At 69.0% G+C, this 14,562-nt stretch carries 19 protein-coding genes and 1 tRNA gene; 10 read left to right on the forward strand and 10 right to left on the reverse strand.

Annotated features, from left to right (window positions below; genetic code table 11):
* The first annotated feature begins 26 nt into the window (after nucleotides 1–26).
* Nucleotides 27–659, forward strand: a complete 633-nt coding sequence (locus FQ330_RS09990; protein ID WP_146357211.1) for an arsenate-mycothiol transferase ArsC — start codon at nucleotides 27–29, stop codon at nucleotides 657–659.
* Between the two features lie 35 nt (nucleotides 660–694).
* Here FQ330_RS09990 and FQ330_RS09995 read toward each other — a convergent pair whose 3' ends face one another.
* From FQ330_RS09995 to FQ330_RS10035, 9 genes are all read right to left on the reverse strand, one after another.
* Nucleotides 695–1,531 (reverse strand): SGNH/GDSL hydrolase family protein, encoded by an 837-nt coding sequence (locus FQ330_RS09995; protein WP_192575915.1) that lies wholly within the window; start codon nucleotides 1,529–1,531, stop codon nucleotides 695–697.
* A gap of 172 nt (nucleotides 1,532–1,703) precedes the next feature.
* Entirely contained in the window at nucleotides 1,704–2,018 is a 315-nt protein-coding gene (locus FQ330_RS10000; protein WP_146357215.1) for a heavy-metal-associated domain-containing protein, read from the reverse strand.
* A 32-nt stretch (nucleotides 2,019–2,050) separates the two neighbouring features.
* A complete protein-coding gene (locus FQ330_RS10005; RefSeq protein ID WP_128188999.1) occupies nucleotides 2,051–2,347 on the reverse strand; it encodes a metal-sensitive transcriptional regulator in 297 nt (98 codons plus the stop codon).
* A 56-nt stretch (nucleotides 2,348–2,403) separates the two neighbouring features.
* Entirely contained in the window at nucleotides 2,404–3,246 is an 843-nt protein-coding gene (locus tag FQ330_RS10010) for an HTTM domain-containing protein (RefSeq protein ID WP_192575916.1), read from the reverse strand.
* Nucleotides 3,243–3,530: a hypothetical protein gene (locus tag FQ330_RS10015; RefSeq protein WP_146357219.1), complete on the reverse strand. Its 288-nt coding sequence runs from the start codon at nucleotides 3,528–3,530 to the stop codon at nucleotides 3,243–3,245. Before FQ330_RS10015 ends, FQ330_RS10010 begins: the two co-directional genes overlap by 4 nt.
* 114 nt (nucleotides 3,531–3,644) lie before the next feature.
* Complete coding sequence (locus tag FQ330_RS10020; RefSeq protein ID WP_128188996.1) at nucleotides 3,645–4,235, reverse strand: TetR/AcrR family transcriptional regulator; 591 nt, start codon at nucleotides 4,233–4,235, stop codon at nucleotides 3,645–3,647.
* An 84-nt stretch (nucleotides 4,236–4,319) separates the two neighbouring features.
* Nucleotides 4,320–4,395: transfer RNA gene (locus FQ330_RS10025), tRNA-Arg, on the reverse strand.
* 42 nt (nucleotides 4,396–4,437) lie between these two features.
* Nucleotides 4,438–5,076 carry an A24 family peptidase gene (locus tag FQ330_RS10030; RefSeq protein ID WP_146357221.1) on the reverse strand — a complete coding sequence of 213 codons (639 nt, stop codon included), beginning with the start codon at nucleotides 5,074–5,076 and terminating at the stop codon, nucleotides 4,438–4,440.
* Between the two features lie 41 nt (nucleotides 5,077–5,117).
* Complete coding sequence (locus tag FQ330_RS10035) at nucleotides 5,118–5,741, reverse strand: TetR/AcrR family transcriptional regulator (RefSeq protein WP_146357223.1); 624 nt, start codon at nucleotides 5,739–5,741, stop codon at nucleotides 5,118–5,120.
* A gap of 370 nt (nucleotides 5,742–6,111) precedes the next feature.
* On the opposite strand from FQ330_RS10035, the gene FQ330_RS10040 reads away from it, so the two are divergent.
* From FQ330_RS10040 to FQ330_RS10080, 9 genes are all read left to right on the forward strand, one after another.
* Entirely contained in the window at nucleotides 6,112–6,306 is a 195-nt protein-coding gene (locus FQ330_RS10040) for a Flp family type IVb pilin (protein ID WP_146357225.1), read from the forward strand.
* A 77-nt stretch (nucleotides 6,307–6,383) separates the two neighbouring features.
* The gene (locus tag FQ330_RS10045) at nucleotides 6,384–6,767 is read left to right on the forward strand and encodes a TadE family protein (protein WP_146357227.1); all 384 of its coding nucleotides are present in this window, start codon (nucleotides 6,384–6,386) and stop codon (nucleotides 6,765–6,767) included.
* Nucleotides 6,755–7,840, forward strand: a complete 1,086-nt coding sequence (locus FQ330_RS10050; RefSeq protein ID WP_146357229.1) for a pilus assembly protein TadG-related protein — start codon at nucleotides 6,755–6,757, stop codon at nucleotides 7,838–7,840. The genes FQ330_RS10045 and FQ330_RS10050 overlap by 13 nt, the downstream gene beginning before the upstream one ends.
* A gap of 3 nt (nucleotides 7,841–7,843) precedes the next feature.
* Nucleotides 7,844–8,587: a Flp pilus assembly protein CpaB gene (gene cpaB, locus FQ330_RS10055; protein ID WP_146357231.1), complete on the forward strand. Its 744-nt coding sequence runs from the start codon at nucleotides 7,844–7,846 to the stop codon at nucleotides 8,585–8,587.
* Entirely contained in the window at nucleotides 8,584–9,753 is a 1,170-nt protein-coding gene (locus FQ330_RS10060) for an AAA family ATPase (protein ID WP_146357233.1), read from the forward strand. Before cpaB ends, FQ330_RS10060 begins: the two co-directional genes overlap by 4 nt.
* Nucleotides 9,750–11,201 (forward strand): CpaF family protein, encoded by a 1,452-nt coding sequence (locus tag FQ330_RS10065; protein ID WP_146357235.1) that lies wholly within the window; start codon nucleotides 9,750–9,752, stop codon nucleotides 11,199–11,201. Before FQ330_RS10060 ends, FQ330_RS10065 begins: the two co-directional genes overlap by 4 nt.
* The gene (locus FQ330_RS10070) at nucleotides 11,198–12,124 is read left to right on the forward strand and encodes a type II secretion system F family protein (protein WP_146357237.1); all 927 of its coding nucleotides are present in this window, start codon (nucleotides 11,198–11,200) and stop codon (nucleotides 12,122–12,124) included. Before FQ330_RS10065 ends, FQ330_RS10070 begins: the two co-directional genes overlap by 4 nt.
* Nucleotides 12,124–13,008: a type II secretion system F family protein gene (locus tag FQ330_RS10075; RefSeq protein WP_146357239.1), complete on the forward strand. Its 885-nt coding sequence runs from the start codon at nucleotides 12,124–12,126 to the stop codon at nucleotides 13,006–13,008. The genes FQ330_RS10070 and FQ330_RS10075 overlap by 1 nt, the downstream gene beginning before the upstream one ends.
* A gap of 33 nt (nucleotides 13,009–13,041) precedes the next feature.
* The gene (locus FQ330_RS10080) at nucleotides 13,042–13,833 is read left to right on the forward strand and encodes a transglutaminase-like domain-containing protein (RefSeq protein ID WP_146357241.1); all 792 of its coding nucleotides are present in this window, start codon (nucleotides 13,042–13,044) and stop codon (nucleotides 13,831–13,833) included.
* 99 nt (nucleotides 13,834–13,932) lie between these two features.
* Here the strand turns inward: FQ330_RS10080 and FQ330_RS13345 are convergent, their stop codons facing one another.
* The gene (locus FQ330_RS13345) at nucleotides 13,933–14,544 is read right to left on the reverse strand and encodes a hypothetical protein (protein WP_192575918.1); all 612 of its coding nucleotides are present in this window, start codon (nucleotides 14,542–14,544) and stop codon (nucleotides 13,933–13,935) included.
* Nucleotides 14,545–14,562 lie beyond the last annotated feature (18 nt).

The raw sequence follows: 14,562 nt of genomic DNA on the forward strand, positions 1-14,562 counted from the left end.
GCGCCACGTCGACCGGAGGAGCCGACATGACCCGCGAGCAGCACGGACTCGATTCGCCCGACGAGACGCTGCGCCGCGGCGCGGCCCATCTCGCGAAGCTCCATCCCGAGCTCGAGCCGACGCTCATCGAGCGCATCGTCTTCGAGTCGCATGCCACCCTCGCGCGCGGGGCGCGCATCCGCACCCACCTCCCGGCGCTCGCGCTGAAGTTCGCCGCGGACCGCCTCAAGGCGCTGGAGGCGGGCGAGGGGCGCCGCGAGGATGGCGCGCCGCTGCGCGTGCTCGTCGAGTCGATCCGCAACGACGGCATCTCGCAGATGGCCGCCGCCTACCTCAACGCGCTGAGCGACGGGCGCGTCGAGGCGCTCTCGGCCGCCCTGAACCCCGCCGACGAGGTGCTGCGCACCGTCGTCGGGGTGATGGAGGAGGACGGCGTGCCGCTGACCGAGAGCTACCCGAAGCCCGTCACCGACGACGTCGCGCGGGCCGCCGACGTCATCATCACGATGCTCATCGACCACCCGTTCGAGCTGCAGCCCGAGCAGGAGGTGCTCTCGTGGGACTTCGACGACCCGGCCGGGCTCTCGACGGACGAGGTGCGTCGCATCCGCGACCGCGTGCGGCGGCAGGTGCAGCAGTACCTCGACGCGCTGGACTGAGCGCGCCGCCCAGGGCGGGCGACGCGCTCGTGCGGCTACAGCGCCGCGACGATCGCCGCAGCGTACGCCCGCTGGCCCGGCCAGTTGAGGTGGAGGCTGCGATCGGACGTGCGCTGGCCGTTGACGAGGCCGCTCACCCAGGGGCCGCTGGTGTCGCAGAGACCGTGCCCGTCGAATGCTGCGCCGATGTCGACGTAGGTGCCGCCGGCGGCCATCGCCCCTGCGCGGATCGCGAGGTTGATCTGCTCCACCCCGAGGTTGGCGAGCGCGGCCTGGGCCGGGCTCACGTCGATCGGCGTGCCCTGGAAGGAGCCGATCGAGCACGACGTCGCGAGGTCGCCGAAGAGCAACGGGTAGCCGCCGACCGCGATGCTCCCGTCGAAGCCTGGCACGGCCCGCACCGTCGCGACGATCGTGCCGATGCTCGTCGGCAGCGACTGCCCGAGGAGCATCGCGCGATCGAACGCCGTCTGGCATGCCGGCACGGTGCCCGAGCTGCTGCAGGCCAGCAGCACCGACTGCCATCCGACGTCGTTCATGCCGACGGTGATGGTCACGAGCTCCGTCGCGGCGCCGAGCCTGCCGGCGGCGATCGCCGTGCGCGCCTGCGTGAGCGCGTCGGCGCTGGTGGCGCCGGCACAGGCGTGCGACGCCACGCCGCCGTAGGTCGGCGCGAGCACGATCGGGTAGGCCTTGATCGAGCGGAGGCAGTCCATCTGCACCGCCGGGAGCAGGCCTGTGCCTGCAGCCTCGGAGTCGCCGAGCGCCACGTATGCGTAGCCGCCGGGCGGAGGCGGCTCGGCCGCTGAGGCTGGCGCGGCTCCGAGCAGTGCGGTTGCGCCGAGCGCGACCGCGGTGGCGACTGCGAGCATGCGACGTTGCATGATGTCCGCTTTCGATCCGGCGATGGGAGATCGATTCCGTAACATCGTCGCGGAACGGTCTGCGGCTGATGCTAGACCCGCCGCCACGTCGCGGATAGCCCCCCCATACGACGCGAGAGCGCCGGCCCCGCAGGGCCGGCGCTCCCGGAGCGGATCGGGCTCAGACCAGCGAGTAGCCGGCCTCCGAGACCGCGGCGCGCACGTCCTCGACGCGCAGCGGGCTGTCGGATGCGACGGTGACGGTCGAGCGGCCGCCGGGCACGAGCGCCACGTCGACGCCCTCGACGCCGGCGAGGCCCGAGATCTCCTCGGTCACCGACGAGACGCAGTGGCCGCAGGTCATGCCCTCGACCTCGAAGGTCTGCGACGTCGCGGCCGACTGGGCCGACGCATCCGTCGTGGAGCAGGCGCCGCCGCCGCAGCAGCCGCCGGCCTGGGGCTCGGGGGTGGAGGTGATCTCGATGTCCTGCAGCATGGTGTCCTTCCGGTGGTGGATGCTTCGGGGTATCAGGAGCGCACGAGGCGCGCGATGGCGGCGCTCGCCTCGGCGAGCTTCGCCTCGGCGACCGGGCCGCCCGTGGAGGAGGCCTCGGCGACGCAGTGCGCGAGATGATCCTCGAGCAGCTGCAGCGCCACGGTCTCGAGCGCCTTGGTGGCGGCAGAGACCTGCGTGAGGATGTCGATGCAGTACTTGTCCTCGTCGACCATGCGGGCGACGCCGCGCACCTGGCCCTCGGCGCGACGGAGCCGCTTGAGGAGGGCATCCTTGTCGGCCGTGTAGCCGTGGGTGGTGTGCGTGCTCATGATGGCACGATGATACCCCGGAGGGGTATCTCCCGGCAAGAGGCGCCGACGTCGCTTCAGTCCAGCGTATGCGCCGCATCTGCGGGCGCAGCGCTGGATGCCTGCGCGGCTGGCGGCCTCGACCTGAAGAGGTTGCCGAGCGGCGGTCTGGAGAGGAAGAGCCAGTAGGTGCTCATGGATGCCGCTGCGAAGCCCGTAAGCACCAACGTCTGCTCCGCCAGCCCGATCACGATCCCCGCATGGAGGCCGACGCCGGCGACGACCGCGAACGCTCGAAGACGTGGGATCCACAGCGCGACGGCCAGGAAGAGCTCGGTCACGACGGTTGCGAAGGCGAGCGACTGGAACATCCACAACGGCCAGTCGATCCACATCCACTCTTGGAGCGGGTGGCCGGAGAGGAAGCGGGGGTTGATCTTCGACAGTGCGGCGAAGAGGTAGAGCGCCGTGACCTGCGTCATCATCAGCGCCTGGGGCCACCATCGGACGGTGGCGCCCGGCGGGCTTCGCAAGGCGCCGACACCCCATCTGCGACCCGCCTCAGCGAAGGCGAGATAGGCGAGCAGGAGCGTGGCCAGGAGGTGGTGGCTCGAGTATGTCTGCTGATCCCAGAGCAGGGCGGCTGCGAGCGCGACGCTGCCGGTTGCGGCCGCGGCCCCCGTGAGCAGGCCAACCAGCAGGCACACGGCGGCGATCAGTCCTACGACGAGGTATACCTGCACGCCGAACGGGGTCGGTCCCGGCAGCGCCGGGAAGACCGGATACTGCAGCTTGCCTGCAGCGATGCTTCCGAGGACCGCGGATGCCTCGAGCACGGTGACGCCAAGGGCGAAGGAGAGGAGGATGCGCGCAAAGGCGACCGGTCGGGGATCGACCCGCAGGTCGAGCGCGTCGCTCAATCGCACGGCAGCGTCGACCTTCCCGTCAAGTCCTGCTCGATCACGATGGTGGCGGCATGGGGAAGTTGCGCGCACAGGTGTTCAGGCACGTAGCGCGTCCAGTCGAGCTCCGGCCTCAGGGATCGGGGAAAGACATCGCTGAGTTCGAAGTCGATCTCAGCGTCAGTGTCGTCCAGCACGGTGATCGTGCCTACCCCGTAGCCCGAGTACATCTGGAACCCGAAGCGTGCCGGCTTCTCCTGCGTGAGCGCGATGGCGGGAACAGCGAACTGAGCCAGGACCACCGCGATCAGTGTCCAGATCAGCGCGCGTCTCTTCGAGATTGCCGCCCCTTCCGTCAGGGGGCAGGCTAGAGCCGCACAGACGGCGCGAGCAACACTTCCTTGCGCTTAGTAGCGTCAGGCGACGGCGCTGACGTGCTCGGGCGTGGCCCAGCTGCGCCAGATGGCCGCGAGCTGCGCGTCGAAGAGCGCGTCGGCCTGGTCAGCCGGGTAGAGGCCGAGCAGCTCGAGCGTGATGAAGCCGTGCACGCCGGCGAAGATGGTGCCGGTCGCGACGACCGGGTCGCCGTGCAGCACACCCGCCTCGGTGGCCTCCGTGACCGCGCGCAGCAGCGGCTCGGTCGTGCTGTCGCGCGCCTCGCCGACCGCGGGCGAGTCGGCGCTGCGGCCGAAGACGACCTGGAACATCGCGGCGTGCTCCTTGGCCCAGGCGCGGATCGCGTGGGCGAGGCCGGAGATGTGCTGGGCGGGGTCGTCGACCCGGGCGGCCTCCTGTGCGTCGACGAACGAGCGCGCGGCGCGGAGCGTGATCGCCTCGAGCAGCTCGCCGCGCGAGCCGAACAGCGAGTAGACGGCCGACGTCGAGGTGCCGACGGAGGCCACCAGCGGGCGCAGCGAGAAGTCGGGCCCGTCCACCGCCATCAGGTCGGTGGCGGCCTCGAGCAGGCGCTGGCGCAGGTGCTCGTCGTGGAGTCGAGGTCGTCCCATGACGGTAAGCGTACGCTGTTTCCGAGCGCCGTTTCGCGATCGACACGAGATTGCGATGCTCGCACACGTGCGATCCGGGAAGTTTGGTGCCCCCAGCAGGATTCGAACCTGCGGCCTTCTGCTCCGGAGGCAGACGCTCTATCCCCTGAGCTATGGGGGCCGGGCTGCCGAGGCAGCGTCGTCCAATCTACCACCGCGAGGGCTACGCCCCGACCGCCGCCCAGCCCAGGCCTGCCGCCGCCCCGAGGATCATCCAGGGGCCGAAGGCCAGGTCGGCGCGCAGCGACGTGCGGCGCAGCGCCAGCATCGCCAGCGCCACGAGCGCGAACACCAGGAACCCGCCGAGGATGCCCAGCAGCACCGCCTGCCAGCCGAACCACCCGAGCGTCAGCCCCAGCACGACTGACAGCTTCACGTCCCCGAGGCCGAGGCTCGACGGGGCGAACCACGCGAGCGCGAAGTAGCCGACCCCGACGACGAGCATCGCCAGCAGCGCGGTGCCGAGCCGCCCCCAGTCGCCCGTGATCGCCGCGGCGACCACGAGCATCCCGAGCACGGCTCCCGTGATCGGCCAGACGATCGCATCCGGGAGGCGGAAGACGGCGAGGTCGACCGCGATGAGGAGGCCGCAGCCCACGGCGAGGGCGCCGAGCGCGGCCGCGACCGCCCAGTGGTCTGCGACGGCGGCGCCCGCGGCCCCGAGCAGCGCGGCGAGCGAGGCGGGCACGGCGGGCCGCAGCCAGCGCGACTCGCTCTCGGCGATCCGGCGTGCGCGCGGCGTCAGCAGCCAGGCCGCGACAGCGCACAGCGCTGCCGCGATCGCGATCGCAAGGGGTGGCATCGAAGCGGTTGCTCTGGGTGACGCAAGGTTCTCCGGCGCCCTCAGGCGTCGGGGCTCAAGCCGGCCTCAAGGTCGTGGAACGCCTGCTCGACGAGGTCGGCGATCTTCGACGCCCCTCCGTCGGTGTTCACCCAGACGCGGATCGCGGTCTTGATGGCCGCGGCCGCGACGCCCGCGATGAGGCGGGGGAAGGCGGATGTCTCGGGGTCGACGCCGCTGCGCGCGGCGACCGCCAGGCGCACCGCGTCCTCGAACTCGTCGTACTGCGCCATGCGGTGGGGGAGCAGGGCCGGGAAGCGCTCGACGAGATCCTCCTTGGCCTTCAGCATCTTCAGCTGCTCCTTCGACCAGCCGCTGATCGAGGCGGTGAGCACCTCGCTCAGCGAGTGCAGCGGCGCCTCGTCGGCGGGCCGCTCCTCGAGGCCGGCGAGCATGTCGATCGGCGAGATGTCGCCGGCCGCCACGAGCGCCGCTTCCTTGGAGGGGAAGTAGTTCGAGACGGTGCGAGGGGAGACGAAGGCGCGCTCTGCGATCTGGTCGATCGTGACGTCGTCGAGCCCCTTCTCCGACACAAGGGCGAACGCTGCGTCGGCGATGGTGCGACGGGTGAAGAGCTTCTTGCGCTCGCGCAGGCCGGGCTCAGGAGTGGGGGCGGATTGAGGCATGGGCGGCAACCGTAACAGTGTCGGCAATGAAGCGCGTCGGTGCGCCCGATGGGCTGGCTTCGCGCTTGATCGGGGCGGGGAGCTGCATGGCTCCTCCTGTCGTGCGTGGGGACCTCGTCCCGCTGTGCGAGCCGGCTCGTGCGGGCTCTGTGGTGCAAGTCTGAGGCGTAACGACGTTACCGTCAAATCAACATGCCGTTTCGGGATTAATGCTGAGGTTGCAACTTCCAGGCTGAGGGAATCTTGAGACTCTGCAATGTTGCCCGATCCGCAACCCCTGTGTCACGATCTTCCTCGTTGGTTCACCTGGACTGACATCCCGAACAGCACCGGAACCCCAGCCCCGGGCCTGTCAAGTAAGGAACCCTCCATGTACGCATTCCTGAGCGCTGTCAGCGCTTTCGTCTCCGACCGCTTCGACAAGAAGGACCGCGGCGCGACCGCCGTCGAGTACGGCCTCATCGTCGCCGGCATCGCAGTCGCGATCGTCGCCATCGTCTTCACGCTGGGTGACGAGATCGCAGCCATGTTTGGCGACGTCGAGACTGCCATCGTTAACCGCTAGGACCTTCGAGAAGGCGCGGCGTCCAACGTGTTGGGCGCCGCGCAATCGTTTAGCAGCAGCTCTCGTAGGGAGGCGCCATGCCTGGAATAAGAGATAGAGGAGCGGCGGCAGTTGAGTTCGCACTTGTCCTGCCACTGCTCGCTCTGTTGACGTTCGGCATCATCGGCTTCGGCTACACCTTCCACGTCCAGACAACGATCGACAACGCGGCACGAGACGGCGTCAGGATCTTCGCCTTGACCGACGGCTCTACCGCGCCGGCCGACGCGCGCGCAGCTACACGAGCTGCAGCGGCACCGACGCTTGCACTGACAGACGCTCAGATCGCGGTCGGCCCGGCCGGCTGTCCCGCTGGCGAGACTGCCCGCGTCACCGTCACTCTGGCGGACTTCGAGCCGCTCGGCGGCTTCTTCGGAACTTTGACTCTGACCGGAACCGGGAGCATGCGATGCAACGGTTGACATTCCTTCGCGAGGACCGCGGCGCCGTCGCCGTGTGGGTTGCGATCATGCTGATTCCCTTCATGGGATTCGCTGCGCTCGCCATCGACATCGGCGCGGCACACGCGGATCGGCAGCGACTCCAGATCGGCGCCGATGCAGCCGCTCTGGCGGTGGCCCAAGACTGCGCAGTGGGCGCCTGCGGCGACCCTGACGCCACTGCACAAGCGCTCGCTACGGCCAACGACCCGTTCGGCGGCCCCGCCACTGGCGAGGTGACCGATCAGTCGGATCTTGCCGGCGGCTATGTACACGTCGAGACGACCTCGCACCGCGACTACTGGTTCGCGCCAGCGATCGCGCCCGCGCTGGCCGACGTCGAGCCGTGGGCCGAGTCGGCTGCCACCTGGGGGCCGCCGAGCGGCGGCCGCTCCTCGATCCCATTCGCGTTCGCGGCATGCGAGATGGCAGGCTTCGGCGTCCTGCAGCTCGGCGCCAATGGAGACCCCGTGGGGTTGAATGACGCGGCCGTGGGACAGCGATTCCGACTCGAGCAATCGAAGGTGACGAATCCGACGACGTGCCCGCAGAAGCCGCAGAGCGGGAACTGGGCGCCGGGAGGGTTCGGATGGCTAGCACCTGACCTCGCTGCCAGCGAGGAGCCGTGCAGCGTGCAGACGGAGATCGGTCAACCGGTCGACTCCGCCAACGGCAACTCCCAGGGCAGTCACGACAGCGATTGCTACGTAGCTCTGCGCCGCGCCATCGACCTCGCTGATGCCGACCCGACCGCGGCCGCGCTGCTCCCGGTATTCCGATCGAACACGGCCGAATCGATCAACGATCCGAAGACGTACCTCGTCGTCGGTTACGTCGCTGTCACGCTCGAGGGGTACCACTTCCAGGGAAACCGGTGCTACGGCGAGACGGAGACCGGCGGAAGCGCCTGCGCTGCGTCTGCTCGTGGCAACGGCGGCTGGATCGTGATCGAGCCCCAGCGGTACATCGCGAGCGAAGCCGACTTCGAGACCAGTCCGAGCGCGCCCGACCTGGGCTCGGCCGTCGTCACCCTCACTCTCCCAAGAGAGGACTGAACGATGATCCGCAGACTGATCGTCGCGCTCGTCGCACTGCTGATAGCCGCCGTCGGGGGAGTGCTCACATACCTCTACGCTGCCGGAGCCGACTCCCGAGCGATGGCTCGGATGACCCCGACTCAGGTGCTTGTCGTGGCCGAACCCATCGAAGCCGGCACCGCGGCGGACGCGATCGCTCGATCGGTCGTGGTCTCCGAGATCCCGCAGGGAGTCGTGGTGCCTGGAGCGGTCACCGATCTGGCCGATGTCGCGGGCTTGATCGCCAGCACCGACCTTCTGCCAGGGGAGCAGCTACTCGCTTCCCGATTCGTGGAACCCGAGACCTTGGACGGCGAGTTCGAAGTTCCTCTTGACATGCATCAGCTCTCCATCCAGCTGGACCGGCAACGGGTCATCGGGGGTGAGCTGCGGCCGGGCCAAACTGTCGCCGTGTTCGTCTCGGGCACGGTGACAGGAAGTGGTCCAGACGGTTCGGACGCGGAGGCGGACATGACGCGCCTGCTGCTGCACAAGGTACTTGTCACTGCTGTGCACGGTGGGTCATCCATCACCACCGACGAGAGTGGTGAAGAGGTCGAGGAAGCGGCGGCGGACACCCTGATCGTGACACTCGCGTTGTCTGCTGCAGACTCCGAGCTCGTGGTGTTCAGCCAAGAGTTCGGTTCGGTATGGCTGTCCCTCGAGGGCGCGGAGGTGCCCGAGGGCGGCACGCGCGTCGTCACGCCTGAGGAGGTCTTCGGATGAGCAATGTGCTCCTGTCATCGGACTCTAACGAGTTGCATGAGCGGGTTCTCGAAGCGTCTGACGGGGCCTGCGTGGCGCTAGCTGTCGGCGACGTGCTGGAGTCGGCGCCTGCGGATCTGATCGCACGTGCGGGACAATCGTCGCTGCCTGACGTCGTCGTGCTCGACGCCACCGACAACCCGGAGCACGCGCTGGGCCTTGCTGCCAGATTCGATCTGGAGCTGCCGGGCACCGGTGTCGTGCTCATCGGCGACCCCGACGCGCTCGCAATCGCGGCGCTGCGTGTGGGTGCTCGAGACGTGCTGCCGCCTGACGTTGATGCCGACCTGCTTCGGTCGACGCTGGAGCGCGTCCACGCGGCTGTGCGGGTGCGTCGCGGTGCCGCAGGGGACAATGCGCCGCACACGATCGCGGCCGTTCCCGCCAAGGTGATCACTGTGCTGTCTCCCAAGGGGGGCGCAGGGAAGACTACGATCGCGACGAACCTCGCCGTCGGACTCGCGAGGACGGCGCCCGGCTCCACGGTGCTCGTCGATCTCGACGTGCAGTTCGGTGACGTCGCGACTGCGCTCGGTCTCGAGCCGGAGTTCACGCTCGAAGACGTCGTCCACGGTGCAGCGCTACGGGATCCGATCGCGCTCAAGACGCATCTCTCGCTCCACGACTCGGGGCTCTCGGTGGTCTGCGCTCCGGAAAGCCCAGTCGCTGCGGACTCCGTGACGCCGGACCAGGTGGGCGCCCTGCTCAGCATGCTGGCGATGCAGTTCCGCTATGTCGTGGTGGACACCGCAGCTGGACTGGAGCCGCGCACACTCGCGGCCCTCGATCAGACCACCGATCCGGTGCTGCTCACGACGTTCGACGTGACCGGTGCTCGTGGCCTGCGCAAGGAAGTCGATACCCTGCGTGAGCTGGGCATGCTGAACAACGCACGGCAGGTGCTGTTGAACTTCGCAGACTCCAAGTCCGGCCTGTCCGTCTCGGATGTCGAAGCGACGATTCGCACTCGAGTGGACATCACGGTGCCCTTCTCGAGAGCCGTCACCTCATCGCTCAACACCGGAACCCCCTTGGTCCTGCAGCGGCCGCGGGATCCCGTGGCCCGGCAACTGGGCCAGCTGATAGTGCACTTCTCAGGGATTCGCGCCTCCGGGAGCCGACGGTGAGCTCGCTCAGCGAGCGGCTGGCCGCCCAGAAGCCACAGCCCGCGACGCAGGTTGCGTCAGCCGGAACACGGCGGGCGGCCCGGGTCGCGTCGCCGCTGCCTGCAGAACCCGCTACGGAAGCGCCGGCGGACGCTGAGCCGACGGAGCCTCTTGTTCAGGCCGACGGTGAGAGCGATGGTCTCGCCCGAGTGAAGCAGCGCGCGGCGGTCGCTCTGTACGCGCGGATCGGCACGCGCCTCAACGACCCCAATCTCTCCGAGGAGCAGCTGCATCAGCTTGTTCGGGACGAGCTGCATCGCGTGGTCGAGGCTGAACAGGCGCCTCTGACCGGCGAAGAGCGCCAGCGCCTGATCACCGAGGTTCGAGCCGACGTGCTCGGACTCGGACCTCTCCAGAAGCTGCTCGACGACGTCGCGGTCACCGAGATCATGGTGAACGGCCCGGATTACGTGTACGTCGAGCGCGACGGCAAGATCACGCGTGCCCCTGTCCGGTTCACCTCCGAGCAGCACCTGCGCCAGATCATCGAGCGCATCGTGACGCGGATCGGTCGCCGGATCGACGAGTCGTCGCCAATGGTCGACGCCCGGCTCGAGGACGGATCGCGCGTCAACGCGATCATTCCGCCACTGGCTTTCACCGGTTCGACCCTCACGATCCGCAAGTTCGCCAAGGACCCCTTCAAGGTCGCGGATCTCATCCGGTTCGGGACGTTGACCTCTCCCATGGCGCGGCTGCTCGAAGCGTGCGTGCACGGAAAGCTCAACATCATCGTCTCGGGCGGTACCGGAACAGGAAAGACGACGCTGCTCAACGTGCTCTCGTCGTTCATCCCCGACCGCGAACGCATCATCACCATCGAGGATGCGGTGGAGCTACAGCTGCAGCAGGATCACATCGTTCGTCTCGAGTCCCGCCCGCAGAACAGCGAAGGGAAGGGCGAGATCACGATCCGTGATCTCGTGCGCAACTCGCTCCGCATGAGACCCGATCGGATCGTCGTCGGCGAGGTTCGCGGCGGCGAGACGCTCGACATGCTGCAGGCCATGAACACGGGTCATGACGGCTCGCTGTCCACCGTCCACGCGAACAGCCCCCGCGACGCCATCTCGCGACTGGAGACACTGGTCCTCATGGCAGGGATGGATCTGCCACTCCGAGCGATCCGCGAGCAGATCGCTTCTGCTGTCGACCTGATCGTGCAGCTCGATCGACTCCGTGACGGCACTCGCCGAGTCGTCGCGGTCACGGAGGTGGTTGGCATGGAGGGGCAGGTGGTGACGCTCCAAGACGTCTTTGCCTTCGACTTCGCCGCGGGCACCGACGAGTCCGGCCGATTCCTGGGCGTACCGCGCCCAACGGGCGTACGCCCGAAGTTCTCTGAGCGTCTCCAGGACCTCGGGATCCGGCTTCCCGCTGACGCCTTCGAAGATCGCGCCCTGCGATGAGTCCGGCAGTCGTCGCGTTCGTCGTCGCCCTCGGTATGGCTGTCGCGGCATTCGTCGTCGCCGATCCGGGCCGCGTGCGGCTGCCCCGCAGCCGGCGCCGACCGTTCGAGCGTCACGATGACGGTGTGCTCGCGGAAGCGGCTGAGGCAGCGACGACGCTCATGGGCCGTCTGATCGGTCGACGCGGACACACGCTCGCGATGGTGCTCGACCTCGCGGGAGTGAAGAGTCGACCGCAGGACTTCGCCTTCTTGACGGCTGTCTGCGGCGTTGTCGCCGGGGCTCTCGTGCTCCTGCTCGGGGGCGGTTGGCTCGCGCTCGTGGTCGTCGCGTCGGCGCCATTGGTGGCCGCGCTGGTGCTGCGCTTTCGCACCGAGCGTCGACGGAAGCAGTTCGGCCAGCAGCTCGACGGAACGCTGCAGCTCATGGCATCGAACCTCCGGGCTGGCTACAGCACGATGCAGGCGCTCGCCTCGGTCACGCGCGACTCCGAGGAGCCCACGGCGACGGAGTTCGCGCGCGCGGTGAATGAGGCGCGCGTGGGCCGTCCCGTGGTGACCTCGCTTGAGGTCGTCGCAGACCGCATGAAGAGCGAAGATTTCGGGTGGGCCGTGCAGGCCATCGCAATCAACCGCGAGGTCGGTGGCAGCCTTGCCGAGGTGCTCGATGGCGTCGCAGCGACCATCCGTGAGCGCGGGCAGATCCGCCGCCACGTCGAGGGGCTGAGCGCTGAGGGGAAGCTCTCCGCGATGATCCTCATGTTCTTGCCGTTCGGAGTCGGGGCCCTGATGCTCCTGACGAATCCGGGATACCTTGCGCCCTTGCTGACCTCGCCGATCGGTATCGGCATGATGGTGGTGGGCGTCGTGCTGCTCATCATCGGTGGCCTCTGGATGAAGAAGACGGTCGAGGTGAAGTTCTGATGTCAGCCGAAGCGCTGCTACCAGCGCTGCTCGTCGCGACTGCGCTGGCCGCGCTTGCCTGGACGCTCGCGGTCTCTGTCAGCCCCACCCGCGCTCGTAGCCTTGCGAACCTGCGGCGAGGTGACAGCTCGGGCGCTGAGATGGCCTCAGCGCGCTCGGAGACCCTCTTGCAGCTCGCCCGGCGCCTCACGCCCCGTGCGCTCGTTGATCTGCTCGACCGCCAGCACGCGCGAGCGGGCCGACCGTCGGATTGGACCGTCGACCGCCTGCTGCTCGTGAAGCTCGGGCTAGTGCCTGCCGTGACAATCGTCGTCGTGTTGCTGATCGCGTCGCGCGCCGACAGACCGCTCGTGCTGCTCGCCGCTGGAGTGGGACTGGTCGGCTACTTCCTTCCCGATCTCTTGCTGTACAACCGGGGGCTGACGCGTGATCAGCAGATGGAGTTGGAGCTGGCCGACACCCTCGATCAGATGACCATCGCCGTCGAGGCCGGCCTGGCCTTCGACGCTGCGATGTCGCGTGCGGCAAGCAACGGAAAGGGCGTGCTCGCTCAGGAGCTGACTCGCACACTGCAGGACATGAGGATGGGCAAGCCTCGAAGAGACGCTTTCGCGGACCTTGCGAATCGGACCCGCGTGAGCGATCTGCGTCAGTTCGTGCGAGCGATCATGCAGGCGGACGCAAACGGCATCTCGGTGGGCGATGTGCTCCGAACGCAGGCGGCCGAGATGCGTCTCAAGCGACGACAGCGCGCGGAGATGAAGGCGCAGCAGGTGCCGGTGAAGGTGCTGATGCCGCTGATCCTCTGCATCATGCCGGTGCTGTTCATTGTTATCATCGGCCCCGCAGCCCTCAGTATCATCGACACCTTCAGCAGCGTGTAGCGGAGGCGCGGCCTGTGGGAGGATCGCACTCAAATGCGCACCGCCCACGCCACCTTCTCCATGTCCCTCGTGGGCGAGACCGACGTCAACCTGCTCGTCCTGCCTGCCGAGGCCTACGCATCCGATGACCAGATCTCGGTGAGCGTCGACGGCGCTCCTCTCGAGTGGCAGATCGCGCCCGCTGCGCACGACACGCGGCAGCTGCTGTTCACGGCGCCCGCGGGCCGGCTCGACGTCGACGTGCGCACGAGCCTCGAGGGGCTCACCCGGCCGCTCGACGACGGCGACCCGGCGCGCTACCTCGAGGACTCCCGCTACGTCGAGGCCAGCGCGCTCCGCGGCTTCGTCGACGAGCGGTTCGGCCGCGTCGCGGGCTTCGACGCGATCGCGGCGATGCGCCAGTGGATCGCGCGCGGCTTCACCTACTCGCCGGCGCTGTCGGGCATCGACGACACCGCGGTCACGTCGCTCGAGAAGAGCGGCGGCATGTGCCGTGACTACGCGCACGTCATGATCGGGCTCGCGCGCGCCGCGGGCATCCCCGCCCGCTACGTCGGCGTCTACGCGCCCGGGCTGCAGCCGCCCGACTTCCACGCGGTCGCCGAGGTGCACCTCGACGGCGAGTGGTGGGTGGTCGACGCGACCGGCCTCGCCCCTCGGCAGAGCCTCATCCGCATCGCGACCGGGGCGGATGCGCTCGAGACGGCCTGGGCGACGACGATGCGGAGCCCCGTGGTGCTGCAGTCGGTGATGGTGCGGGCGAGCGACGATGCGCTCGAGGAGGGCGCGGTCGACGACGTGGGCGCGCGGGTGCGGATCGCGTAGACGGGCGGGTGGTCTCGGCTCGACCGGCGGGAAGCTGGTGGTCTCGACTCGACGGCCTGCGGCCGTCGGCTCGACCAGCGGGGCCCAGCGGTCGCGGAGTTACTGCAGGTTCGCCGCGACGTCGTCGATGACCGGCTGCGCATCCTGCGCGGCGCCGAAGTACTGCGAGGCGGCAGCGATCGCGAGGTCGCCCTCGATCGAGGTGGCGACGCCCAGGTCGCCCACGCTCTGGAACTCGACCGCCGTGAAGCCGTCGGCCTGCTGCAGCACGCCGATCACGAGACGGTCGGGGCCCGTGACGTGCTGGAAGGCGCAGACGGTGCCGCCCGCGTCGGCGATGTCGCCGATCGCGCCCGGCAGCGTGCCTTCCTCGGCGGTGGCGGCGAAGTTGGGGTTGAACTCGTAGAGCTGCTCGGCGCTCAGCACGTCGGTGCAGGGCAGCTCGCCCGCGATGGGCGGCGTCGTCGGCAGATCGCTGCCCGTGGGCGCCGGCGTCGGCGTGGGCGAGGGCACGACCTCCGAGGCGGTCGGCGTGGGCGTCGGCTCGGCCGACTCGGTCGCCGTCGCCGAGGCCCCGGGGGTCTCGCTCGGCGCGAAGACGCCCGGCTCGCAGCCCGTGAGCGCCAGCGCCGTCGCGGCCGCCACGACGACGGCAGGGAGGAGACGGCGGATGCGCGGGGCGGCCGGGGCCGACGGGCTCAGGGCAGACATGGCCCCAGGCTAGGGGTC

Origin of the sequence: Agrococcus sediminis, assembly GCF_007923295.1 — a bacterium.
In the GTDB taxonomy this organism is placed as follows: Bacteria; Actinomycetota; Actinomycetes; order Actinomycetales; family Microbacteriaceae; genus Agrococcus; species Agrococcus sediminis.